The sequence below is a fragment of the Barnesiella sp. B2-R-119 genome, assembly GCF_023656675.1.
Classification (GTDB): Bacteria; Bacteroidota; Bacteroidia; order Bacteroidales; family Barnesiellaceae; genus Barnesiella; species Barnesiella intestinihominis.
The window spans coordinates 84,715-110,099 of sequence record NZ_JAMOKL010000002.1 but is presented as its reverse complement, the minus strand read 5'-3'; the positions used below and the strand labels follow the sequence as shown (position 1 = coordinate 110,099).

Annotated in this window: 20 protein-coding genes and 2 pseudogenes; 9 read left to right on the top strand and 13 right to left on the bottom strand. The window is 44.9% G+C overall.

Going from position 1 to position 25,385, the window contains the following annotated elements:
- Positions 1-24: 24 nt before the first annotated feature.
- From NBH06_RS03660 to NBH06_RS03615, 10 genes and pseudogenes are all read right to left on the bottom strand, one after another.
- Complete coding sequence (locus NBH06_RS03660; protein ID WP_195491551.1) at positions 25-1,713, bottom strand: helix-turn-helix transcriptional regulator; 1,689 nt, start codon at positions 1,711-1,713, stop codon at positions 25-27.
- 714 nt (positions 1,714-2,427) lie between these two features.
- A complete protein-coding gene (locus NBH06_RS03655) occupies positions 2,428-3,126 on the bottom strand; it encodes a hypothetical protein (RefSeq protein ID WP_250792817.1) in 699 nt (232 codons plus the stop codon).
- 177 nt (positions 3,127-3,303) lie between these two features.
- Positions 3,304-3,609, bottom strand: a pseudogene (locus NBH06_RS03650) (energy transducer TonB); the annotation flags it as partial.
- Positions 3,610-3,817: 208 nt separating this feature from the next.
- Positions 3,818-4,948 (bottom strand): dipeptide epimerase, encoded by a 1,131-nt coding sequence (locus NBH06_RS03645; protein ID WP_250792816.1) that lies wholly within the window; start codon positions 4,946-4,948, stop codon positions 3,818-3,820.
- Between the two features lie 7 nt (positions 4,949-4,955).
- Complete coding sequence (locus tag NBH06_RS03640) at positions 4,956-6,125, bottom strand: C40 family peptidase (protein WP_250792815.1); 1,170 nt, start codon at positions 6,123-6,125, stop codon at positions 4,956-4,958.
- 179 nt (positions 6,126-6,304) lie between these two features.
- A complete protein-coding gene (gene bioD, locus NBH06_RS03635; RefSeq protein WP_250792814.1) occupies positions 6,305-6,952 on the bottom strand; it encodes a dethiobiotin synthase in 648 nt (215 codons plus the stop codon).
- On the bottom strand, positions 6,949-8,337 hold the full coding sequence (gene bioC / locus NBH06_RS03630) for a malonyl-ACP O-methyltransferase BioC (protein WP_250792813.1): 1,389 nt from the start codon (positions 8,335-8,337) through the stop codon (positions 6,949-6,951). The genes bioD and bioC overlap by 4 nt, the downstream gene beginning before the upstream one ends.
- Entirely contained in the window at positions 8,334-9,497 is a 1,164-nt protein-coding gene (locus tag NBH06_RS03625) for an 8-amino-7-oxononanoate synthase (protein WP_250792811.1), read from the bottom strand. Before NBH06_RS03625 ends, bioC begins: the two co-directional genes overlap by 4 nt.
- Positions 9,497-10,756, bottom strand: a pseudogene (gene bioA, locus NBH06_RS03620) (adenosylmethionine--8-amino-7-oxononanoate transaminase); the annotation flags it as partial. The pseudogene bioA and the gene NBH06_RS03625, both read right to left, overlap by 1 nt.
- 1 nt (position 10,757) lies before the next feature.
- The gene (locus tag NBH06_RS03615) at positions 10,758-11,162 is read right to left on the bottom strand and encodes a hypothetical protein (protein ID WP_250792808.1); all 405 of its coding nucleotides are present in this window, start codon (positions 11,160-11,162) and stop codon (positions 10,758-10,760) included.
- Between the two features lie 372 nt (positions 11,163-11,534).
- Here NBH06_RS03615 and NBH06_RS03610 point away from each other — a divergent pair, with 372 nt between their 5' ends.
- The 6 genes from NBH06_RS03610 (at position 11,535) to NBH06_RS03585 (ending at position 16,728) form a co-directional block, all read left to right on the top strand.
- Positions 11,535-12,149 carry a hypothetical protein gene (locus NBH06_RS03610; protein WP_250792806.1) on the top strand — a complete coding sequence of 205 codons (615 nt, stop codon included), beginning with the start codon at positions 11,535-11,537 and terminating at the stop codon, positions 12,147-12,149.
- 583 nt (positions 12,150-12,732) lie between these two features.
- Positions 12,733-13,668, top strand: a complete 936-nt coding sequence (locus NBH06_RS03605) for a hypothetical protein (RefSeq protein WP_008862000.1) — start codon at positions 12,733-12,735, stop codon at positions 13,666-13,668.
- Positions 13,669-13,672: 4 nt separating this feature from the next.
- Positions 13,673-14,686 carry a UDP-N-acetylmuramate dehydrogenase gene (gene murB / locus NBH06_RS03600; protein WP_195632842.1) on the top strand — a complete coding sequence of 338 codons (1,014 nt, stop codon included), beginning with the start codon at positions 13,673-13,675 and terminating at the stop codon, positions 14,684-14,686.
- A 5-nt stretch (positions 14,687-14,691) separates the two neighbouring features.
- Positions 14,692-15,450 carry an MBL fold metallo-hydrolase gene (locus tag NBH06_RS03595; protein WP_195632836.1) on the top strand — a complete coding sequence of 253 codons (759 nt, stop codon included), beginning with the start codon at positions 14,692-14,694 and terminating at the stop codon, positions 15,448-15,450.
- A gap of 61 nt (positions 15,451-15,511) precedes the next feature.
- A complete protein-coding gene (locus NBH06_RS03590; RefSeq protein WP_250792804.1) occupies positions 15,512-16,273 on the top strand; it encodes a CDGSH iron-sulfur domain-containing protein in 762 nt (253 codons plus the stop codon).
- Between the two features lie 8 nt (positions 16,274-16,281).
- Positions 16,282-16,728 carry a NanQ anomerase/TabA/YiaL family protein gene (locus NBH06_RS03585; RefSeq protein ID WP_250792802.1) on the top strand — a complete coding sequence of 149 codons (447 nt, stop codon included), beginning with the start codon at positions 16,282-16,284 and terminating at the stop codon, positions 16,726-16,728.
- Positions 16,729-16,852: 124 nt separating this feature from the next.
- Here NBH06_RS03585 and NBH06_RS03580 read toward each other — a convergent pair whose 3' ends face one another.
- Entirely contained in the window at positions 16,853-17,425 is a 573-nt protein-coding gene (locus tag NBH06_RS03580; RefSeq protein ID WP_250792801.1) for a sugar O-acetyltransferase, read from the bottom strand.
- A 95-nt stretch (positions 17,426-17,520) separates the two neighbouring features.
- Positions 17,521-19,482, bottom strand: a complete 1,962-nt coding sequence (locus tag NBH06_RS03575) for an OPT family oligopeptide transporter (protein WP_046415874.1) — start codon at positions 19,480-19,482, stop codon at positions 17,521-17,523.
- 178 nt (positions 19,483-19,660) lie between these two features.
- Between NBH06_RS03575 and NBH06_RS03570 the strand changes: the two genes are divergently transcribed.
- Positions 19,661-20,326, top strand: a complete 666-nt coding sequence (locus tag NBH06_RS03570; RefSeq protein WP_195632194.1) for a DUF2461 domain-containing protein — start codon at positions 19,661-19,663, stop codon at positions 20,324-20,326.
- A gap of 157 nt (positions 20,327-20,483) precedes the next feature.
- Here NBH06_RS03570 and NBH06_RS03565 read toward each other — a convergent pair whose 3' ends face one another.
- Positions 20,484-22,952, bottom strand: a complete 2,469-nt coding sequence (locus NBH06_RS03565; RefSeq protein ID WP_250792799.1) for an endonuclease MutS2 — start codon at positions 22,950-22,952, stop codon at positions 20,484-20,486.
- A 114-nt stretch (positions 22,953-23,066) separates the two neighbouring features.
- On the opposite strand from NBH06_RS03565, the gene NBH06_RS03560 reads away from it, so the two are divergent.
- Both NBH06_RS03560 and NBH06_RS03555 read left to right on the top strand, forming a co-directional pair.
- Positions 23,067-23,435, top strand: a complete 369-nt coding sequence (locus tag NBH06_RS03560) for a hypothetical protein (RefSeq protein WP_250792797.1) — start codon at positions 23,067-23,069, stop codon at positions 23,433-23,435.
- Positions 23,436-23,617: 182 nt separating this feature from the next.
- On the top strand, positions 23,618-25,324 hold the full coding sequence (locus tag NBH06_RS03555; protein ID WP_250792796.1) for a glutamine--tRNA ligase/YqeY domain fusion protein: 1,707 nt from the start codon (positions 23,618-23,620) through the stop codon (positions 25,322-25,324).
- The last annotated feature ends 61 nt before the right edge of the window (positions 25,325-25,385 follow it).

The following is a 25,385-nucleotide window of genomic DNA, read 5'->3' as shown; positions in this document are numbered from 1 at the left end:
TGTTTAAAAGTGGGTTGAGAGGGATTACGAGTCCAAATGTAGTTTTTTTATTTCTTGGCGGAAACGGGAAGGAGGAACTCCCATTTCTTTTTGGAATGCTCTGTAAAAAGAAGAAAGTGAGTTGTAGCCGAGCGAATCGGAAAGCACTTTCAGAGGAATGTCATTTTCAGGCTCAGATAACAGAGCGAGCGCTTCCCGGATGCGGTATGAATTGATGTATTCGGAGAAAGAGGTGTTTTGCTCCGTAAACATGCGCGACAAGTAGGTGCGGTTGGAGTGAAGCCGTTCTACGAGCATGTCGATGGAGATACTGTTGCTGCGGTATAAGTGTTCGTCGTTCATCAGCTTTTCTACGGCTTCAAAGAGTGCTTTGTTTTTCTGGCCGGTGTTTACCAGATCGGTTTTCTCGTCCCGTTGTTCGAGCAGTTGTCTTTCCCGCTGACGGTGGGTGTCGTATAATATCACCAGTTGCCGGTACATGTGGTTCTTCCGTACATAAAGTACATATAGAGCTATGAGTATGACGGCTATGAGCCCGGTCACGAAGACTGCTAATTGAAGTTTCCGGTTTTTTTCAGACAAGAGCAGTTCTTTTCGGCTAAGTTCTTTTTCAGCTTTTTCTGTCTCGTAGTTTAGTATCATGTGGCTGAATGAACGTTCTTGTTCTATATTAAAAATGCTATCGGCGAGGGATTGATGTCTTTCCTTATGTTGGGATGCCATAGCAATATCTCCTTTTTCTTGAAATAACTCGGCCATACCTTTGTAAAATTGGAGGCGGTAATAGTAATGGTTTTGCTGTTCGGCCAGTATAAGCCCATTTTGGTAAGCTGTATTTGCTTCGTCGTAACGTCTTTCCGCTTTCAGAAAGTTGCCGTAATAAAGGTAGGCTTCGGTGAGTACGTCTATATTGGTGCGTTGTGTGTGGTTTAGTACTTTTCGGAAATATAGTTCGGCTTGTTGAGGTTTTCCAATGGCGGCAAGTATGTTCCCGTGGATAACGTCCGGTTCGTCGGTGTTGGCCATATGTGTCGCAATGGCGGTGGCTTCAGATATATAATGTAGCGCTTCGTCATAATTTTTCGAAAGATAGTACATGGTGGCAACGTTCAATGCGCCGAGAAAGCGTACATAATCATTATGTAGTTTGCTTCCTCCTTCGTATACCTCCAATGCGTATTTCATACCTGAGGGGTCGTTTCGAAGGTAGTAAATCCTCGTCATATTGCTTAAAATGATATAATAATTTGTTTTATCCTCACTTGCGTCGGCATATTGCAGAGCTTCTTGGAAGTAGGCGAGGGAGGCATTGTAATTGAGTGTCGTATTGCGTGCGTTTATTCCTAACCCGTTGGCTATAATGGTCTGTATATAGGTGTCGTGATGTTCTTCTACATAGGGAATAGCTGCATTAAAATACGTGAACATGGAGTCTGCTTGGCCGGAAAGTATATAAGCTTGTCCGATGTATGCGCCTACATAGGCTTGTGTTTTCTTGTCGTGGTTGGCAATGGCTTTACGGTAGTAGGTTTTAGCTGTGTCTATCAGTATTTCGTATTCTCCTTTACGTACGTACTCTCCCCAACTTTTGATAAGTGCGTAGGAATCTGTATGTGTTGCAGGCGTCTGTACGGTTGTGGCGTTCTTCTCCTGTTCCTTACAGCCGGAGAGAAGCAATATTATCAGAAATATGTATGATAAAATGCTGTTCATTCGAATGCTGATTAAGAGCTTAAAGTCGGGTAATCATTACCAGTTTATCACTCTTTTTGTGGTATGTGCAACCGGTAGGCCTTGTTTGTTATTTTTCAATAATGTCGTACCTTTCGACAACAAAGATAGTGCAAAGAAAAAGCACAGGCAAATTTACCGGTTCATAAAAGTGCTGTGTGATAGGGCGGAAGTACCCGCAGTGCGAGGGGAATACATTCTACAATCAAACGTTTTTTTGCAATCCCTCTCCTCTATACTGTTTCGTAAAGCTACGGAACATGGCAGGGGAGAGGCCGATGCTTGACTTTTTCTCCGTTACTGCTGGTATCTTTCGATATATCCATTGAATTAACCCCTCCGTCACTTCGTGCCACCTCCCCTATATTTTGCTATGCAAAACACCCCGCAATGCTGCGGGGCACGGCAGAGGAGGAGTTTTAGCATATCTCCGATAGTGAACGAAACAACTTGTAAAGCTGCGAGGCACGGCAGAGGAGGAGTAGCAGAAATGTGGGAAGCAGGGCTTTTTACTTTTATGGAATATTGTTTTTGATATTTTTGGAGGGAGTATACACCAATAAACTGTGTGTTTGACATTCCACCTGATTGTTTTTGATCGTTTTTTTGTGTGGATATATGCCTCTGCCCCGTATTCCACAAGAAAATGGGATACAGGGGGTTGAGATGTGTATTTGGAGAATGAAATATTTTCTTTTATTCCCGCCTATTGCTGCCGAAAGAGGCGGCATGGAATCCGGGATTCGGTTCACCGACCTGAGTTCTTACGTAGGTTTCGCACCAGATATTGCCGGAAAGAGGCGAATGGGGATTCGGCCGATATTCTGGTGTATCGATGTGATTCGTAAGGTTTTCTTCCCGGTTCCCGAATTCATTTTCTAATGATTCGGGGGTGTCACCGGGTTTTCTTTCGTATGAATCGGATTCTTTTTCTTCTCTGTTTTCGGGGGTTGATGCGGTTTCCGAGGCGGCTTTTTCGTTCTCCTCGTTTTTTCTTTCCTCTTGTTTCCTGAGCGCTTCGCGCCGGCAGGCTTCGAATCGTTCGCGTTCCTCCCGTTCCTCGGGTGTGTCGAATATCTCTTCGTGGTCGACAAGGTACTGTGTGGACTCGATGTCGTATAGCCCGGCTTTCCGAAAGAGTTGGTTTCTCTTTTGGTAGTGCCAAGCGAGTGTTCCATCGGCTTGCATTTTCTTCCGATCGCAGCGGGGACGTTTTCTCTCTTGGGAATGTCTTTCGAGCTTGTCGATACATCGAAGGACGGCGAGCAAGGTCAACCGGTCCTTTTTAGGATCGATTTCGAGGAGCATCTTGTAGTATTTGATCAGAGCTACTTGACGGTAGTTCTCGATTTCTCCTCTTAAATCTATGCTCGTGTCGAATCTTGTATCTATCATCGCTCGTTTGTTTTTTCGACAAAGGTATATTCTTGTTGTCGGCGGTTTATGGCATGATGATACTTTCGACAGAAAAAACGTTTTGTCAATCGTATTGAAAGCCTCTTTTTATCGCAAAGGTTAATCGACAGAGAGTCTTGTATCCCCAGTGTCGTTTTTTGAAAGGCTCTTTCTTGTCTACAACCTGAATACGATGGGTAGCGTATAATAGACCGATACGTTTTCCCCGTTCTGTTTGCCCGGAATCCATTTGGGCATACTTTTCAACAAACGGATCGCTTCTTTATCGCAGGCAGGATCCAAACTGCGTAATACAGTGATGTTTTCTATCGTTCCGGTTTCGGTAACTACAAAGCGAAGGATTACACGTCCTTGAATCCCGTATTCTTTGGCAGAGGCGGGGTATTGGATATTCTCCCGAATGAACTTTATCATTTCAGGTCCGCCACCGGGAAAATAGGGCATTTGCTCTACTGCTTCGTAAATATTGTTATTTTTTTGTATAGAGTCGGCCTCTATTTTGTCGAATGTTATTTCATTTGCTTCTTCATATGAATTTGAAGATAGCGCATAAAATGTGAAGGCAACAGTGAGGGTACATACTGTTAAAGGCTTTAAGAATATAAGTTTCATATCGTTTTTATTTTTGTTATTCCTGTTATGGACTTGTCAAAATTTTTGGAAAATAAATTTATAATGGAACGACTCCAATGCCGGGGCGATCCAGCAGTGTTATTTTTCCTTCGACAATTTTTACTCCATCGAATAGATCGTTGGATATAAGCAGGTTTCCGTCAAGGTCGGCCCAGTGGGCCAACGGCGACAGTTGTGCCGCGGCAGAGATGGCACAGGAGGTCTCGGTCATGCAACCGATCATCACTTTCATATCCAAAGCTCTTGCCAGTATGGCCATTCGGTAGGCTTCGCGCATACCGGTGCTTTTCATTAGTTTTATATTGATACCATCGTAGAGCCCGTATGCCCGTCGTACATCGGGCATACGTTGCAAAAATTCATCGGCGATGATAGGCAGAGGAGCGCGTTCGTGGAGCCAAGCCTGTTCGTCTATCTTTTCTTTGGGCATGGGTTGTTCCACGAACAGGCAGTTTTGTTCACTAAGCCATTGTATCATTTCGAGCGCATACTCCTTATTGTCCCAACCTTGATTGACATCGACACAGATGGGGCGGTCGGTCTCTGAACGAATGATTTTTACCAATTCTTTATCGTTGTCCAATCCCATCTTGATTTTCAATACATTGTAGGGGGATGCTTCCCGCAGTTTCTGACGGACAACTTCTGCGGTATCTATCCCGATAGTAAAGGAGGTATCGGGGCATTTTTCGGGGGAGAGTCCCCATATTTTGTACCACGGTTGTCCCATGATTTTACCGACGAGATCGTGCAAAGCTATATCTACCGATGCTTTTGCCGACCGGTTGTCGGGTGCAACGGAATCTACATAGTCGAGAATTTCTTCCATGCGGAAAGGATCGGTAAACTGCTTCAAGTCGAGTTGCCCAAGAAAGTGGCATACCGATTCTTGGGTTTCGCCCAAATAAGGCGGCATGGAGGCTTCTCCGTATCCTGTCCATTCTCCGAAACGGAGTTGTACTTGTACATCGGGGGTGTGGGTACGAGAACTTTTCGCCAAATTGAAGGCATGTTTCAATTTCAAGTCATACGGTTTGAAAGAAAGTTGCAATCTATCTGAACTTGTTCCTTTGGATGCGGAAGTTCCGCAACTATTAAAAAGAGCGGGGGATAGTGTCAATCCCAATGTGCCTATCGCACTTTTGCGCAAAAAATCTCGTCTGTCCATTTTCGGTTTATTTTTGCTCGAAGTACCACGGGTGTCGTTTTACGGCCGTGATTCCCGGAGTCCCTATCTTGTTCACGATTCTGCTGATACCGAGGAGCGGAATAGCGTAATAGTCGGTATCCCGAGCATCGATACTGTTTATTTTGACTTGTCCCGAAGAGTGTATATATTTCCCATCGTTCAGGTAGAGAGCCACGTGCGAGACTTTGCCGGGGGCGTTGCCGAAGAACAGGAGGTCTCCTGTCTGACATTCGTCCCATTGTTCTGCCGACATGATGTCGCCGGTGAGGGCTTGTTGCGAAGCATCGCGGGAGAGAATGATTCCGGCAGAAAAATAGGCTGTTTTGACAAATCCCGAACAGTCGGCGCTTTTGACCGAAGTGCCGCCCCAGAGGTAAGTCGTTCCCATCATTCCTTTGGCGGTCTGTATGATTTTATTCATGTTTACAGGGGTCGATGCCCACTCGGAGAGTTCGCGACATTCGTCGTGTTTCAAGAATCCGGTTCTTCCATCGGGGAAAGACACGGGTATGAACTTTTTTCCCGCCTTTCCTGCGGCTTGCAGAATACAGCCCGATACGATGTCGGACACGGTCTCGGCATTTTTATTTGCGGAGGCATATACATAGCCTTGCAGTCCGGTATAGACATATCGGGTGGCATTTTTCCATTCGGTCCACTCGGCAGTAGTTTTTATGGAGATCGAATTTGCGATTATCCAACTGATGTAATTATCGGGAGTTTGCACTCTGTACCAACCCTTTTGCTCTTCCAAGATGAGCAGGGGCGTACCGAGAATAGCCTGAGAGACCATCTCGGCCGAATGCCTCGGCTCGCTTCTCAAATGTGCACAGCAGACTGTGACAATACCTCTTGTCTTTTCGCCAAGACGACGGTCGGGCAGTAGCTTTATCGCATTTATATAGGAGATACCGGCCGTGTCGAGCGTTCGGAGCAATGTTTCGACGGCTTGCCGGTTGTCGCACTTTCCTTTCAGAATATGGATAGAATCGTTCAATAGCTCGCTCGATACCGTATAGACGGCTGTGCGGGAATCGGGTGCATATTGCCGCCCGATTTGTTCTATCCAAGTTTGTATATCATTGGACCGGGCATTTGCCATAATCGGGATAATCAACAGAAAACAAAGTATGGTTTTTACAGTCGATGTGTTCATGGGGGTTGTTCGAATAGTAAACAATTATAGCGAACGGTAAGAGCCGAGTAAACGGAAATCGCACTTCCGACTTGGCTATGCCGAACCGCTTCTTATCTTCGTAGCTACAAATATATTGAAAAGCCCCGATAGATCGAACTTTACGACCCGATAAATTTCATCTGTTTTTTACAATCCGGTTATCGGGGTAAAGCAATCTCGGGTAGTGTCCAAAAATGTGCTTGGGGAAAATGTTCGTTCAGATAGGTTTTCAAATATTCCTCGGTGTCTTTGTCTATCCGCTCGTCTGTTTTCGGAAAGGTATTGTAGACCATTCCGTAAAGGGGAATATTCCTATTTACCAGCGCTTCGATAGAGAGCAGCGTGTGGTTGATACTGCCCAAACGTCCGGACGTTACCAAGATAACCGGCAACTGTTGGTCGGCGATGTAATCGACCGTCAGGTATCGGCGAGTAATAGGAACCATCAAACCTCCGGCTCCTTCGAGCAGAACCACGTCGTACCTGCTTTGGAGTATTCGGGTGGACTCTGCTATTTTTTCTATGGGAATAATGCGGTTGTCTATCTCGGCTGCCAAATGCGGAGAAGCGGGGTAGGAATAGACAATGGGGAATGTGATTTGCTCCTTATCCTCCGGGGTGAACGGTATTCCCATAATTTCCCGATGCAGGTCTATGTCTTCGGAGTGGCCTACATTCCCGGTCTGTATCATTTTTTGAGTGATCGTTTTAATCCCTTTTCTGTTCCATTCACGCGCCAGCCACCCCGTGGCGTAACTTTTCCCGATGTTGGTATCTATACCGGTGATAAAAAAAGTTCCTTTCATATCTGTGTTTTTTTATGTGCGACGATGTAGACGGGGCGATAGGTGAGCGTGATCTCTTTTTTCCCGTCGAATGTCTTTCTGTATCGCTTTATAAAATCGAATCCTTTTTGCCGGGAGTGTCCCGAAATACCTGTCACGCCGGTGTTTTTGAGATGCCGGAGTAACTCGACGGGAGTGTCGAAACGAAGGGTGTATTCCTCTTGTTCGAAAAGTTCGACCCGAAAGTGTTTTTCGAACAATCGTTTTAAATCGGCAGACTCCCAATAGGGCATTTCTACGGTCATTAAAGATTGTATTTCGGGCAGATTGCCGGCTGCGAATGTGCTGACGGCGATCGTGCCCGTATCGGACAAATTGCCGGATATGCGTTTCAAGAATCCTTCCAAATCGGTGAACCATTGAATCGTCGAAGCGGAGGTAATCAAATGGTATGTTTCGTCGAAATCGATTTTTTCGGCATCGCCTTCCATGAAATTCAACTGTTTGAACGGTAGTGCGGTTATGTAGTCTTTCATTTCGGGCGACAGGTCGTTTATCGTGAATCGGGCATCGGGGAATCTGTCGATGAGACAGCGAGTCAGTTTCCCTGTTCCGCAACCTATTTCCAGTATATTGTCGATGCATTTGTTCAAACGGCTCGGAATCTTGTCGTTCAGCTGTCGGGCTATCCGGCTTTGAATAAGGCCTTCCTGTTCATAGGTGGAGGCTGCGTTTCCGAAGCTGTTTTTAATGGTCGCTTTGTCGAGCCTATTTTCCAATACAACCGGCCGGAAATGGAAAAAATGGGGTTCGTCCAGCTCTTGAACGACCGTTGTTCCTTCCCATGCTTTCACTTGGTTTCTTGCGGGAAATATGAGGTCTCTTGTCCCAATTATCGCCTTGTCCCAACGAAAACGGGGACGAGGGTGCAGAGTTATGTTCTCGCCTATGGTATGCAATTCGTCGTACAAGCTGTTCATGTCTCTTTCGGGGAAAGCCTCCTTAAAATCGTCGAGGTGTTCGCAACACATGCGCCGGTAGAACTTTTTCAAACTCGCCTCGTTCAAGTGTTCGAGGGTCGCCCGGAATATTTCGGGGGGGATGCCTTTCTCGATGTCGATTCCGTGTTCGGTCCCGTTGATGGCCGTGGCGTGCCTTATGGGTAGTCCTTTATCGGGTAAGACCGTTGCCGCCGCCCAAACGCCAAACGACCATGCATAGACTTCGATGTTTTTATAGTCGAGGAATGGGGTGGTGTCGAAGCTCAGGTCGATGTAGTCGTAGCAGACACAACAGTCGCAGCCTATGTGACTCAGACAGGCAAACGGATGCGTATCCATTCCCCAACCGGCGAAGAGGAGGATTAAGTCGTCGGTGTGTCTGCGAGAAATGAAAGTTTGTATCATAGGCCCGATGAAATCTTGGTTAACGTGTGAATGAGCCGGTCTATCTCCGTGTCGGTATGTCCGGCGCTCAGCGAAATCCTTAACCGGGAGGTTCCTTGCGGTACGGTGGGCGGGCGAACCGGCAACAGATAAAAGCCTTCGTGCTGTAATTTCAAGGCGGTTTGTACGGCGCGTTCCGTTTCGCCCAATACGAAGGGGACGATGTGGCTGCTGCTGACAATCGCTCCGTTCAACGGATTGAGCGCTTGTCTTACTTTGTGGCCGATTGCCTCCAAATGTTCCCGGCGCGATTGCATATCGACGATTTTATCGATGATGAACAGCGTCCATTCGAGATTGACAGGCGGCAATGCGGTCGTAAAAATCAACGTCCGCATTTTGTTGACCAAATACCGTTTCATTTCATCGGAGCAGATAACGAATGCTCCTACCGAGGCGGCCGCTTTTCCGAACGTGCCGACCAAGAAATCTATCTCTTTAATAGCGTCTTGCTCTTCGGCGCAGCCCAATCCGCATTGACCTCTCACGCCGAAAGCATGGGCTTCGTCGACATACAGGTAAATATTGGGGTAGTGTTTCTTCAACGCCACCAAGCGGGGCAAGTCGCTTTCGTCACCGTCCATGCTGAATATGCTTTCGGTCACGATGAATATCGCTTCGTATTGCGAGGCCGACTCGGAAACCAACCGTTCCAACTGTTCGTAATCGTTATGCCGGTAGCGTATGCAGCGGGCTTTGGAGAGTCCTATCCCGTCAACTATGCTCGCATGGACGAGTTTGTCGGCCAAAATCAAAGAGCGGTTGTCGGTCACTGCCGGCAGAATGCCGCTGTTGGCATGGTAGCCGCTGTTGAATACGAGAGAGGCTTCGGCTTTGTACAGTTCGGCGAGCCTTTTTTCCAATCGAGCGTACACGGGGAAATTGCCGGTCAACAGCCGAGAAGATGTCGAGGAAAAACGAACGTCACGGGGATTCAGGTTTTGCAAAAATTCCTTTTTCAGGTTCGTGTCATCGGCCAGTCCCAGATAATCGTTCGAGGAGAAATTCAACATGGTGTTCCCGTCACGGACGATGGACAAGCCTTGTGCATCCACGGCCGGCAAGGATCGCAAATTTCCTTGTCGAGAGAGTTGTTCCAATTGGGAAGAATAGGTATTCATTATCGCAGTGTTTTTACTACCTCCAACAGAGCCGAGGTGAGTGTGGAAAGTTGAGACTGTGTTATGATGAACGGCGGCATGATGTATACCAATTTCCCGAACGGCCTTACCCAAATGCCCCGCTCGACAAATTGTTTCTGTATGGAAGCCATATCGACCGGGTTTTTCATTTCGATGACTCCGATAGCTCCCAGTATTCTTACGTCGGAAACTTGGGGCAGTGTCGCCGCCGGACTTAACTCCCGTTTTAATTGGGCTTCGATAGCGGCGACTTTCTCTTTCCAGCCGGAAGAGAGGAGGAGAGAGACGGACGCACAGGCCACGGCACAGGCCAAAGGGTTACCCATGAAGGTGGGCCCGTGCATGAATACTCCCGGATTTCCGCTGGAAATCGTGTGGGCGACTTCGTGTGTCGTCAAAGTGGCGGCCATAGTCATGTATCCTCCGGTCAGGGCTTTGCCTATGCACATGATGTCGGGGGTGACTCCCGCATGTTCCCAAGCGAACAGTTTCCCGGTGCGGCCGAATCCGGTGGCGATTTCATCGAAAATGAGCAGCAGGTTGTATCGTTCGCATAGCTGCTTGGCTTCCCGAAGGTATTGCGGGTGATAGAACCACATGCCGCCGGCTCCTTGCACGATGGGTTCGAGGATAAGTGCCGCCAATTCTTCGTGATGGGCTTCTATGGCTTCCCGAAGAGGAGCGATACAGGCGGGATCCCATTCGTCGTCGAATCGGCAGGAGGGAGACGGGACAAAATAGCGGGTGGGGAGCGCATCCCCGAAAATGGAGTGCATACCAGTTACCGGGTCGCACACCGACATGGCATTCCAAGTGTCGCCATGATACCCCGACCGTATGGTGATGAGGTTGCATTTAGAGGCCTTTCCGCGGGCGTGCCAATATTGTATAGCCATTTTCATGGCGACTTCGACCGATACGGAACCCGAATCGCAATAAAATATGTGTTGCATGGACGGGGGAACGATTTGCAAAAGCAGTTTCCCGAGGTCGATCGCCGGTTGGTGGGTGAGCCCACCGAACATGACGTGCGACATTTTTTTTAGTTGCTCTTCCGCCGCCTTGTTGAGCGTGGGGTTGTTGTATCCGTGTACGGCCGCCCACCATGACGACATGCCGTCGATGAGCCTTTGTCCGTTTTCCAATTCTATATATACCCCTTCCGCCCTCTTGACGGGATAGCAGGGCAGGGGGGCAATGGTCGAGGTGTAGGGATGCCATAGATGTTGGGCATCAAAATTATCCATAAGCAAGCGTTTTTAGAATATGAAAAATCCGGTATAAAGCGAAACGGCTGCTGTTATCCCGGAATATATAGTTAGTAAATGTCTGTTTATTGTCGCACGAATGACCGGTGGCGCAGCTTGTCACCGGAGTATCTACGGTATTCGCTAAAATTTCGGGGAGAAAAAAACTTCCCGCCGTGTGTCCTTCTTCGGACGGTTTATCCGAACGTTCCATATTTCCCACGATAGTATCGGTGGAAGTTATGGAAAGTCCTTTTTTCAAAGACTTGTCGGCTATTTCCTTACGGACACTTCCTATGTTTACACATTTGCCTATACTGCAAAAGGTAGCATAGTTATGGCGATTCCATCGGCGGAACCATACCCTGTGAACCGATAAGGAGGTCGAAGTTTTCATATCGCAAAAGTACGAAAAAAATTAGAAACGACTTCTCTTTTTTTCTTATTGAGACCGTGCGGATAAAAAAACAGCTGACGGTGTAAGATAGTAGTTCGAGCTATAAATGTTAAATACTGCCCGATTTGCCGAAAAAAGTGCGGTGCACCGTTCGTGGTGTACGTCACTTTTTTTATATTTGTAACTACGAATATAGGATGCGGCTCGGTATAGCCAAGTCGGAAATGGGATTTCCTCTTGTCTTTGCTCTCGCCTTTCGCTATATTTGTAAACACGAATATAGGATTCGGTTCGGCATAGTCAAATCGGAAATATAATTCCCTCTTGTCTCTGCACTCACCTTTCACTATATTTGTTCACAAAGTGATATGTTTGAAAAGAACAACAGTCAAATCGGCTGATAGTATAATTTATCCAACAAATAAAATCATAGAAAATATGGACCTAACATTGAATTTGAACTCACGTTTGCAACCCATGCACAGACATGATTTGGAAGATGCACTTCAAGAAATTCTTGAAAAGGGAAAATTGGGAGAAGTAACGGGTGGAGGAACACTACAAAATCCACAAACCGGAGAAATTGTATCCTGTGATATAGAGATTCACCTAAATGATGATAAACAAGATAGTGTAAACCATTTGGTGGAGCTTATGAATATAATAGGAATCCCCAAAGGCTCAGCTTTATTATGCATAGTACCTGAAATTAAGATAGAAGTAGGGACTTTGGAGGGATTGGCTTTTTATGTCAATGGAACGGATTTACCAGATGAAATTTATGAGAGTTGCGATATCAATCACGTCATTGAGCAGATGGAATCAGCAATGAATGGCATAGGTCGTTTTTATAGTTATTGGGAAGGTAATGAATGGACAGCCTTGTATTTTTACGGGGTTTCATTTGTTGAAATGAAACAAAAAATAGAACCGTTCATTGCTTCTTATCCTTTATGTCAAAAAAGTCGAATAGAACAGATTGCATAGTTGGATAACAGGCGCCTATTCTAATGGTGGCAAACTGTACCCCGTTAGCAATCTCGAAATGACAGAAATACAATGAATAGAATTTAACACTATACATCTCATTTTTATTGTTGTGCGGTATGGTTCTCGCACAATAAATAGTAAAGGAGCGATTTGCAGACTATAATGGATAACTCGACGGTTCTTATTGTGTGGAATCGACACGGGACTGCAAGCCTTATATGTTGCTAAATCGTTGCCTCTACTTCTTAAATAATTAGATAAAAGTTTATTTTTCAATTAGTTAAGCTGATTTAATGAAAATCTAAAATAAATTTGTTTCTCTACATCGCTTCTGCTATCTTTGTAAATACGAAGATAGGATGCGGTTCGGCATAGCCAAGTCGGGAATGTGATTTTCGTTTGTCTCTGCGCTCACCTTTCGCTATCTTTGTAAATACGAAGATAGGATGCGGTTCGGCATAGCCAAATCGGGAATGCGATTTCTGTTTGTCTCTGCACTCGCCTTTCGCTATCTTTGTAAATTATACGTCTATGATTCATATAACATAGATGAATGGAAATCATCGGAATTTAATGAGATATGAGAACTGGTATAGTTTATATGGTGGCAACGGTTTTGTGTATTTTCGTAACCTCTTGTTTTACAGGAGTCGAGAGTACAAAGAAAATAACTATGCCCGATACAGGCGAAATTGCGGCACAGAGTCCCGAAGATCGTTTTATAGAGTCTTATTTCGTTCAACAAGGGTGCGATACGTGGCGCATAGGAAAGCCGTTTTATTATACCGATGAGAAACTTTCGTTCGTTTTCAGACCGGAAAAGCCTACTTTCCCGGATAGTATCTCTTTGAAGGGGAAAATTTTTACGTATGCCGGAAGTATAGAAGAAAGCCCTTTCGGCGGGGACGACAAAGTTGTTTTGTTATTCGATTGCGAAGGTCATAAGTTTCGCTATGAAACAGGGAAGACCCGGGAGGAGATCGGTCGGTTGAAATATACACCATTGATACCTCCGTTCATCGATATCGATGATTTAAATATGGCTCGCTCTCTTTTGAAAGACAGAGTTCTGTATATAAAAACGCCTATGTGGTACAATGAAAAATCGGAAGCGATAGAGGGGCGAAAGTTGATACCTGTCCGAGTTGTGGATATTCGTCCGGGAAATAACGTGTTGCCGGTCGAAGTTTGGTTCGAGGACGATAAAGGAAATCAAGCGGGAGTTTTCATGTCATTGCTTTCTTCTTCCCGCTCCCAATATATCACGTTCGACCGCTTGTTTTCTTTCGAGAATCCGCGTTTGCAATATAAGGAAATACAGGACGATGCTTGGGAGCAAATTACGTTGGGAAAAGTAAAGACGGGTATGACGAAGGCCGAATGTAAACTTTCGTTGGGCAATCCGAACGAGGTGAAGAAGATTCCCACATACAGCGGATTGAGAGAGCAATGGATATACAACTCGGGAGCGTATCTGTTTTTTGTCGATGATTTGTTGGCCGATTATAGGTTGTGATATGATTAAGATAGAGGAGAATTATTTTATAAAGGACAGGCATACATTCCACATGCCCGTTTATACCAAGTGGTTTGTAGAGTATGAAACGGTCGAAGAGTTGGTGACGTTGTTGCAGTCCGATTTATTGCGGGAACATACTTTTTTCCCGATAGGAGGGGGAAGCAATTTGCTTTTTGTAAAAGAAATGTACAATGGAGTATTGTTGCATTCTGCCATACAGGGCATGGCTGTGTCGGAGGAGACCGATACCGAGGTGCTTGTGGAAATAGGAGCGGGTGTCGTGTGGGACGACTTCGTCGCTTGGACGGTCTCTAACGGTTGGGGGGGAGCCGAGAATTTGTCGTATATACCGGGCGAAGTGGGAGCGAGCGCCATTCAAAACATAGGAGCTTACGGCGTGGAGGTGAAAGATATTATCCATGAAGTAAAAGCGGTAGATGTCGAGACTTGCGAATCCCGTACCTTTCGAAATGCAGAGTGTAGGTATGGTTACAGAAGCAGTGTTTTCAAGCACGATTGGAAGGGTAGATATATCGTTACATCGGTAGTGTACAGATTGCAAAAATCGCCCGAGCTACATTTGGATTATGGAAATCTGCGGGCTTCATTGCCCGGCGATGACATTTCTATCGCAGATGTCCGTAAAGCTGTCATAGAAATCAGGCGGTCGAAATTGCCGGAACCCGATGAATATGGCAGTGCCGGTAGTTTTTTCATGAATCCTGTAATTCCTACGGAACAATATGAGAAGCTGAAATCGTCTTATCCCGATATGCCTCATTACGTCGTAGACGATATGCATGTTAAGGTTCCTGCCGGTTGGCTTATCGATCGTTGCGGCTGGAAAGGAAAAAGTTTCGGCGGTGCGGCGGTTTATGAGAAGCAGTGCCTGGTATTGATAAATAAAAACAATGCAAAGCCCAACGATGTGGTTGCTCTCGCGGAAATGATTCGTAAATCGGTATCGGACACTTATGGTATCGTTATCAATCCTGAGGTTAATTATATTGAATGAGTATGATGCAGGTTACTTTCTTAGGGACAGGAACTTCAACCGGAATACCGCAAATCGGTTGTACGTGTCCGGTATGTACTTCTACCGATCCGAGGGATAGTCGGTTGAGAACCTCGGCCATAGTTGAGATAGAGGGTAAGAACATATTGATCGATTGTGGCCCCGATTTTCGTCAGCAAATGTTACGATTCCATATTAAACGAATCGATGCGGTATTGGTTACTCATATACATTATGACCATACCGGAGGGATAGACGATTTGCGTCCTTTCGGGGAAAACGGTACTGTTCCTATTTATTTGGAGCCTTCGGTCGCCGAGGGAATACGAAACAGGTTGCCTTATTGTTTTGCCGATCATCGTTATCCGGGAGTTCCCAATATTTGTTTGCAAGAGATAGGTCTGTCACCGTTTTTAATAGAGGGAATAGAAATTGTTCCCATAAGGGTGATGCATTATAAATTGCCTATCTTGGGGTATCGTATAGGACGGTTTGCTTATATAACGGATGCTCTTACTATTCCTGAATCGGAATATGAGAAGTTAAAAGATATAGATGTATTGGTCGTAAATGCTTTGCGGAAAAAGCCCCATCTTTCGCATCAAACGTTAGCCGATGCGTTGCGAATCATCGATAGAGTGGGGCCGCGGGAAGCCTACTTGGTTCACATGAGTCATCATATGGGATTGACTTCGGAGGTAGAAAAAGAATTGCCTGCCCATGTGCATTTCGCATACGATGGTTTGGTTATCGACAGCTTGTGATTATTTTGAACCATCTTCTTTATAGCTTGTTTTAGCTATAAGAATAAAAAACAATTTGATTATGGCAAAAACAATTCAAACTGCTATCGAAGCCGGTTCTCGTATGGCTCCCGCGAAATTCTATATAAAGATTACGCCGGACGGCCCTTATTTGCTTTATGGTAATCCTCCTATGGATCAAGAGATTATAGTTCTTAATGACGAAGGTTCTTCTTGGACCTATCGTAAGGGTAACCATTTTAGTACGACAGAGGAGCCTACGGCTTTGTGCCGATGCGGTGCATCCAAGAACAAGCCTTATTGCGATGGTTCCCATCATCACACGGACTGGGACCCGAAAGAGACGGCATCTCATAAGCCTTTATTGGAAGATGCCGAAGAATATATAGGGCCAACTATGGTACTTGCTGATAATGAAGAATATTGCGCTTTCGCTCGTTTTTGCGATGCCTACGGTAGAATTTGGAATTTGGTACAAACGGCCGAATCCCAAGAAGAACGTGACTTAGTCATTCATGAAGCCGAGCATTGTCCAGCCGGCCGTTTGGTTGTTTGGGATAAAGAAACAGGCGAGATTTTTGAACCTCCATTTGATCCGGCAATAGGATTGATCGAAGACCCTGTGATTAAAGTCAGCGGCCCCATTTGGGTAAAAGGAGGAATTCGTATAGAAAGTTCGGACGGAAGCAGTTATGAGATAAGAAACAGGGTTACCTTGTGTCGGTGCGGACAATCGCAAAACAAGCCTTTTTGCGACGGGACACATGTGTCGGCTAAATGGCATGACAAATTACCGATGGAGCAGGAAGCAGAAGTAGAATAAGACGATATATGATTTTAGGAGATTTGAGTGACACGAAGCGGGTAGAGGCTTTGCATCCCTTGCTGGGGAAACTTTTCAGTTATATTAAAGAGCATGATTTTCTTTCCGATCCGATTGGGCGTATCGAATTGGACGGTGATCGAGTTTTCATCAACAACGATTATCCGATATTACGTTCTCAATCGGAACAGGTTGTAGAGGTACATCGACGTTACCTCGATGTGCATGTCCCTCTTGATGCTCCTGAAATAGTGGGGTGGAAGCCTCTGTGCGATTTGAAGGAGGTGCAGCAAGCGTATTCCGAGGAGAAAGATTGTGCCTTTTATTCCGATAGGCCGTCGACTTATTTCACTGTGTATCCCGGTCAGTTTCTGATTGTATTTCCAGAGGACGGCCATGCTCCTATTATCGGAGAGGGTAGACTGCGCAAAATTTGTGCTAAAATAAAGTTGTGATCGGGTATCGATTGAGAATCGATAAATATTTTTATTCGTATTATTTACAAAGGCAAATATATATACGACAATACCCTAAATCTCGTGGTAACAAAATTTAGGGTATTGTCGTATATGGTTACTTTTATAAATTATCCTTTATTACTTTGCAAGGATTTCCGACTGCTATGCAATTGGCGGGTATAGATTTGGTGACGACACTTCCCGCTCCGATTATCGTACCGTCTCCTATGGTTACGCCGGGTAGGATTATACTGCCACCTCCAATCCAAACGTTTTTCCCGATGTTCACCGGTTTGGTGAGAGATTTCCAAAAACTGCTGTTTTCGCCCAAACGTTCCTGAGGTGCGGTGTGGTGGAAGACTGTATAGATATGTACACCCGGACCTATTCCCGAATAATCGCCGATAGTGATGGTATTACAATCCAAAAATACGCAGTTCATATTTATTTCCACATTTCGCCCGATATGTATATTCTCACCGTAGTCCACGAAGAAGGGAGCTGAAATCCAAACATTTTCTCCTCTTGATCCAATTAAATCGTCTAATAATGAGGATAGTTTTTCTATATCGTCAGATGGGGTATCGTTATATTCTTTTTGTAATTGCTTTGCTTTATGCCATCTGTTGATTAATTCCGTGTCACCGCAATCATAGGGCTCTCCGGCAAGCATTTTCTCTTTTTCTGTTTTCATAATCTTAAATTATTCTCATGGTCTAACAAATATACGAAAAACGGATTGAAATTTTAATATCTCAATCCGTTTTTATGATTCACATCAAGAAGTTTCTAATCTTGTTTTTTTGCTTTCATGCTCGATATGGTTAAAAAGGCAATGAGCAGCAAATACATAATCAATCCGACAGTTTGCAGAGTCGCTTCACTCAAATCGTGGGTATACTCGAATCCTGCAAACTTCATTCCCGCACTGACGACTCCCATGAGCGCACCGCCGGCAATGAATCCCGAAGCCAATAATGTGCCTTTATCCAAACGGGCTTTGTTCAGAGCGGTATCTTTTGAACGGCTGCCTACATACCAACTGATAAGTCCTCCGATGACCAAAGGTGTATTTAGTTCCAACGGAATGAACATACCCAAAGCGAACGCCAAAGCCGGGACATTCAGCCATGTCAGCAGAACGGCAAGAATAGCACCGATTCCATAGAGCATCCACGGTGCGCCTTGTCCCATCATGAGGGGCTCGATAACTGCCGCCATAGCATTGGCCTGAGGTGCTACCAAAGCGTTTTCCCCGGAGAATCCGTACGATTTGTTCAGAATGAGGATAACACCTCCTACGGTTGCGGCAGAGACGAGTGTACCGAGGAATTTCCAAGTCTCTTGTTTGCGAGGAGTAGAGCCTATCCAGTAACCTATTTTCAAGTCGGTAATGAATCCGCCGGCCATCGAGAGCGCCGTACAGACCACACCGCCGATAACCAACGCGGCAACCATTCCGCTTGTCCCTTTAAGTCCGACCGCCACAAGGATAACCGACGCTAGAATCAGTGTCATCAGTGTCATTCCCGAAACGGGGTTCGTTCCCACGATAGCGATAGCATTTGCCGCTACGGTGGTGAACAGGAATGAAATTCCGGCGACTACCAAGAAAGCGACCGTTGCTTGCATGAAATTATTGATAACTCCCAAATAGAAGAACAGGAATGTGATAATCAAGGCGAATACGGCAGCCGAGATGATGAATTTCATAGAGAGGTCTCGTTGTGTGCGGGGGGCTTGATCCTCTATCGCTCCCTTATTTTTCCCCGAAAATTCTTTTGTAGCCAGTCCTACGGCTCCTTTAATGATACCCCAAGAGCGGATAATACCTATCACTCCCGCCATAGCTATACCGCCGATACCTATGTACCGGCCGTAATCGGTAAATATCTGTTCGGGAGCAGCCGCAGCTAATTCGCTACCGGGTATGCTGCCCAGCAGAGGAATGATGACGAACCAAACGAAAAGAGAGCCGGAACAAATAATCAAGCAGTATTTCAAGCCGACAATGTATCCGAGTCCTAACACGGCTGCGCCTGTATTCACTTTAAATACCATTTTCGCTTGGTTGGCGATTTCTGTTCCCCACGGTAAAATGCGGGTGGTAAGCACTTCGCTCCACCAGCCGAACGTCGAGAGGCAAAAATCGTACAGACCACCCACCAATCCTGCCAGAATCAAAGGCTTGGCTTGATTACCGGCTTTTTCTCCCGAAACAAGTACCTGAGTCGTAGCCGTAGCTTCGGGGAAGGGATATTTCCCGTGCATATCCGAAACGAAATATTTGCGGAACGGAATGAGAAACAAGATACCCAATATACCGCCTAGCAGCGAACTCATGAATACTTCCATAAAGTTCACGGTCAGTTCGGGGTATTTGGCTTGTAAAATGTATAGAGCCGGCAAAGTGAAGATAGCACCGGCGACAATCACTCCTGAACAGGCTCCGATGGACTGGATAATTACATTCTCGCCCAATGCGTTTTTCCGTTTAGCGGCTCCCGATAGTCCTACGGCTATTATGGCGATAGGTATGGCGGCCTCGAATACTTGGCCGACTTTCAAACCTAAAAATGCTGCAGCGGCCGAGAAGATAACAGCCATGACAATACCCCACGAGACTGACCATGCATTGACTTCAGGATAGACTTTTTCGGGCGAAAGAATGGGTTTGTACTCTTCGCCCGGTTTTAATTCCCGAAATGCGTTTTCGGGCAAATCGACAGGTTGTTTTTCGTTTGTTTCCATATTATATTTTTATTTTTTGTGTATTGCTTTTTCTTAAAAACGTGGCAAGTTAATAAAAAATGCAAATATAGCCGATAACTTAGGCGGCGTTTTTGATAATTATATTACAAAATGAAAATTTATGCGAGGAAGAAAGTAAAAAAACTTGTACATTTGTTACGGTATAAACACTGAGAAGATGAAAGAAATATTGGATTATTTGTCCCGATTGAGAGAAAACAACAATAGAGAATGGTTTCAAGCTCATAAGGAAGAGTATGATCGGTTGCGTCCTTTGTTTGTTGAGAAAATCCAAGAACTTATACAGCAAATATCGCAGTTCGACGAAGATATCGTGGGGTTGGAGGCTAAGAACTGTATGTATCGCATTTATCGTGATATTCGTTTCTCGCCGGATAAAACTCCGTATAAATCGTATATGTCCGCTTATATAGCGAAGGGTGGCCGTAAAAGTTTGCGTGCCGGGTATTATTTCCATTTCGAACCGGGGAATTGTCTGTTGAGCGGGGGCATTTGGTGTCCGGAACCCAAATTGTTGAAAGCTCTGCGCCAAGCGGTTTACGATAATTATGACGAGCTGAAAGATATTGTGGAAAACAAAGAGTTTAAATCGTTGTATCGGGACTGGGTGGGGGAAACTTTGAAAATCGTTCCCCGACCGTTTCCACGGGATTGCGAACAAGCCGCATGGCTTAAACGAAAAGATTATGTGGTGGTGAATGTGAAGCCTGATGATTTTTTCGGTTCGCCCGATTGGATCGAAAAAGCGGCTCATGATTTTCACATCATGAAACCGCTGAACGATTTTCTCAATTATACGGTCGATGAAGTTTACGATTTATAGGAAATAGGAAGGGGAGAGGAATTGCCTGACTAAGAAGTTGTTTTAAATTTATTGAGAAATAATATTATCATTGCAAGCAGGTATGTTCCGGCCATATTGCGCCCCTGTCTCGGAATAAATTTAAAACAGCTTCTAAGGTGGCTCGCTCCTCCTTTTTTCAGTTTAGTTCCACGACCGTAATACCGGCTCCTCCCAACTGGACGTGTTCGTCTTGGAAGTGGGAGACTCCCGGTACAGTTTTGAGGTATTGTCTGATGACTTGTCGAAGAACGCCAGTTCCAGTGCCATGCAGAATGCGTACGCGAGTACAACCTACTTGTATGGCATCGTCTATGAAATAGGTAACAGCTTGTAACGCTTCGTCGGCCCGCATGCCTCTCACATCGATTTCTTGCTTGAAATTCAGTTGCTTTTCCCTCATATCGTCGGTTGTTTGCGAACTGATAAAAGTGGCTTTCGAATTTTCTTTTTTGATTTGGTTTTTGCTGACCTTTTCCAAGCGGTCGGCTTTGACGGTCGATTTCAGCAGTCCGAAAGCGACGGTAATTTCATTACCGTTGACGGAAAGGACTTCACCCACAGAATTTTGGCCTTTCAAGCGAACGGAGTCGCCTTTCATTAAAACGGTGTGAGCGGTAGGTTGTAGATTGCTTTCTTCTCTTTTTTGTTGTTTCCGTTTTTTCCGGTCGTTGATCTGTTTGAGTTTTTTGCTGATTTTGTCGTCGACGGTCGGGGTTTCTTCCAATTCGGTTTTGAATTGTTCAAATTTCTGCCGGGCTATGCGGGTTTTTTCTTTCTCTGCTTGCGCCTCTTTAATTTCCCGTATCGTGTTTTCGATACGTGCATTGGCTTCTGCGAGAAGTTGGGCCGCATCTCCTTTCGCTTGTTTCAACAGTTCCTTGCGTTGTTTTTCCAAAGCGATCAAATCGGCTTCATACCGGGCGGTTAGTTCTTCGAGCTTTTTCTCCCGTTGGCGTATGTTCTGCCGTTTACTTTCCCAGTAGCGTTTGTCCCGAACGATGTCTTGCAAATATTTATCCATATTTATGTATGCCGAACCTACTTTTTCTGATGCGGCAGCGATTACTTCTTCGGGAAGTCCTATCTTACGGGCGATTTCAATGGCGAACGAACTCCCCGGATTGCCAATGGATAGTTTGAACAAGGGTTGCATCAGATGGCGGTCATAAAGCATGGCTCCGTTTATGATTCCTTCTGAATCTTCGGCAAAGTGTTTCAAGTTTTGATAGTGGGTCGTGATGATTCCATAGGCATGTTTTTGGTTGAATCGGTCCAATAATGCTTCTGCTATGGCTCCTCCGATTTGCGGTTCGGTTCCCCCGCCGAATTCGTCGATAAGTAAAAGGCTGTTCTCATTCGCATTACGTACGAAATACTTCATGTGTGTGAGGTGCGAACTATATGTACTTAAATCGTCTTCGATGGATTGCTCGTCGCCGATGTCGATAAATATATCCTTGAATATGCCGGTTCGGGAATTGTCGTGCATGGGAACCAACAGTCCGCATTGCAACATATATTGTAAAAGCCCGACGGTTTTGAGACAGACCGATTTTCCCCCGGCATTCGGGCCGGAGATGAGCAGTATTCTGTTCTTTTCGTCTAACGTCAAATCGAGTGGTACGATTGTTTTCCCTTGCCGTTTCAACGATAGGTAAAGCAAGGGGTGTACGGCGTGAAACCATTCGATTTGCCGAGTATTTCCAAAAGTGGGTAAGACTCCGCCTATTTCCTCGGCAAAGAGGGCTTTCGCCCGAATAAAGTCGATTTCGGCGAGGAATTCATAGGAGTAGATGATTTCATCGATAGCCGGACGAAGTTCGTCGGTAAACGATGTTAAAATACGTGTGATTTCTCGACGTTCTTCGTTTTCGAGTTCCCTAACTCGATTGTTCGCTTCCACAACTTCGGCAGGTTCGATGAATATGGTCTTTCCGCTAGCCGATTCGTCGTGTACGATACCCCTGATTTTTCGTTTGTACGAAGGTGCTACCGGTATGACCAAGCGTCCGTCTCGCATAGTGGGGCTGACTTCTTTATCTACGAATCCTTCGCTCTGGGCAGTCCTCAGTATTGCATTCAGACTTCGGGATATACCAGATAACGTGGAGGATATATTACTGCGAATGTGAGCCAGTTGGGGGGAGGCATTGTCTTTGATATGTCCGAACTTATCGAGAATGAGATCGATTCGTTTGATTAAATCGGGAAAAGAACTTATCTCTTTCGACAGTTTATATAGATAAGGGTATTTGATTTCTTCCTCTTCTCCGGGATATAAAAATCGGATAATGCGTTGTATGGTGTCGAGCGACCTCCGCAGGTCGAATAATTCGGCTTCTTCCAAAGAGGTTCCTTCTATACGAACTCGTTTTATCGACGGTCGTACATCGAAAAAGAAATCGGCGGGAAAGTCATCGGCATTTTCAAGAATGCGTACAAATTCCCATGTTTGATTCAGTTGTTCCCGTATAGATTCGTAACCGGTAGAAAACGTCATTCTATCGGTATAATCGATACCCAATGTGCTGAGACATTTTTCTTTAATGAGCGATCGAATTTGGTCGAATCCTATTTTTTGTTCGAAATTTTGTGGATATATCACGCTTTATGATTTATAAAACGTTGCAAATGTAATAAAAAGACAGATGATATACATTATTTATCGTTGAACAATACATGTGATTCGGGTGTATTATGAATAACTAAAATAAAAATTATGGAAGCTGTGAATAGTGTTTATAAAGAAGTGAAGAAAATGTTTCAGACGGCGGTTCCACCGTATGTCGCTACCGTTAATGACGATTATCATTATGAAGTTTGGGCTATAAAGAAGCAGGCAGGGGAATCCCAAGTTTCGGAAGAATTATTGGGGTATGTAGCCAAGCATGAAGACAGTGTCACTGTGGGATTTAACAATAAGCTCGGTGAAAAGATAAGAAAAGAGGCCTTTTCGTCGCTTTTATTGGCTAAAATGAATATTCATGGAAGAATCCGTATTCATTGTATGACGCATCAGTTACACATCGATTTACAGAATGCGATAGATAATTTAATGCGATATTATACAGAGATGAACTGGATTTGATGAAGGACTATGGTTATTTCACTTTTCTTGTATGTTGCCATATCGTTTCCATTTTTTTGAATAGAAGTTTCGTGTATGGGAAAAGTAAAATGGACGGTTGGGTTTGGTATGAAAAATACTCGTTCATTTTGTCCTTCTCTTAGCTTTTCGTATATTTGCGCACTTATAAATAATGCGCATTTATGACACAGATTGAAACTAACAATGAGATAGAAGACAAGAAAAGTCTTAATTTCATAGAACAGATAGTTGAAGCCGATTTGAAAGCCGGAAAGAATGGCGGCCGTTTGAATACGCGTTTCCCGCCAGAGCCTAACGGTTATCTGCATATAGGGCATGCGAAAGCGATCTGTATGGATTTCGGAATTGCCGAAAAGTTCGGAGGTACATGTAATTTGCGGTTTGACGATACCAATCCGGTGAAGGAGGACGTAGAATATGTAGACTCCATAATGGAAGATATTCATTGGTTGGGGTTCGATTGGGGAGACCGGTTGTATTATGCATCCGATTACTTTCCCAAGTTATGGGACTTGGCCATTCGTTTAATCAAGGAGGGTAAAGCCTATGTCGACGAACAATCTTCGGAAGAGATAGCCCGCCAAAAGGGTACTCCTACACAGCCGGGAATAGAAAGCCCTTATCGGAATAGAAGCGTAGAGGAAAATCTCGATTTGTTCGAGCGAATGAATAAGGGCGAATTCGAGGAAGGCCGTTTTGTCTTGCGCGCGAAGATAGACATGGCTTCTCCCAATATGCACTTCCGCGATCCTATCATGTACCGTATCATCAAGCATCCTCATCATCGTACCGGAACGAAATGGAATGTATATCCCATGTATGATTTCGCACATGGGCAATCGGATTATTTCGAAGGGGTGACTCATTCGATTTGTACCTTGGAGTTCGAGGTACATCGTCCTTTATATGAGTATTTTGTAAAGGAATTGGCCGACGATAGTTATTGCCCTCGCCAGATAGAGTTCAACCGTTTGAATTTGACCTATACGGTGATGAGTAAACGGAAACTTTTACAGTTGGTAAAAGAGGGTCTGGTTGCCGGCTGGGACGATCCTCGTATGCCGACGATTTGCGGATTGCGCCGTCGTGGATATACGCCTGAATCCATAAAGAATTTTATACAGAAAATAGGTTATACAAAATACGACGGAATCATCAGTGTTTCTTTACTCGAACATAGTATCCGGGAAGATCTGAATAAAACAGCGATCCGTGTATCGGCAGTTCTTAATCCTGTTAAATTGATTATTACCAATTATCCGGAAAATAAAGTGGAATATTTGGAAACCGAAAATAATCCCGAAGACCCGGAGGCAGGAACCCATCAAATACCTTTCACCCGAGAGCTATACATAGAGAGGGACGATTTTATGGAAAATCCTCCCAAAAAATTCTTCCGTTTAGCTCCCGATCAGGAAGTGAGATTGAAGTCGGCATATATAATCAAGTGCACCGGAATTAAAAAAGATTCCGATGGAAACGTAGAAGAAATTTATTGTGAATACGATCCCGATACACGAAGCGGTATGCCGGGAAGTATGCGCAAAGTGAAAGGTACGTTACATTGGGTATCGGCAGAATATAGTTCGACGGCAGAAGTCAGGTTGTATGACCGGCTATTCAATGTAGAAAATCCGGCAGAGGAGAAAGATATAGATTTCAGAGAATTATTAAATCCCGATTCTCTAAAAATCGTCGATAATTGCCGTATCGAGCCTTACTTGGCCGAGAATGCCAAGCCCGGCAATCGATATCAATTCCAGCGTACAGGATATTTTTGTGTGGATCCGGATTCGACCGATGGACATTTGGTGTTCAATAGGACCGTATCTTTGAAAGACAGCTGGGAAAAATTAAAATCGAAGTAAAGTATAAATTTATTTTCTATACTGTCGGGTTCCTTATGTATAAGGGATTCGACAGTTTTTA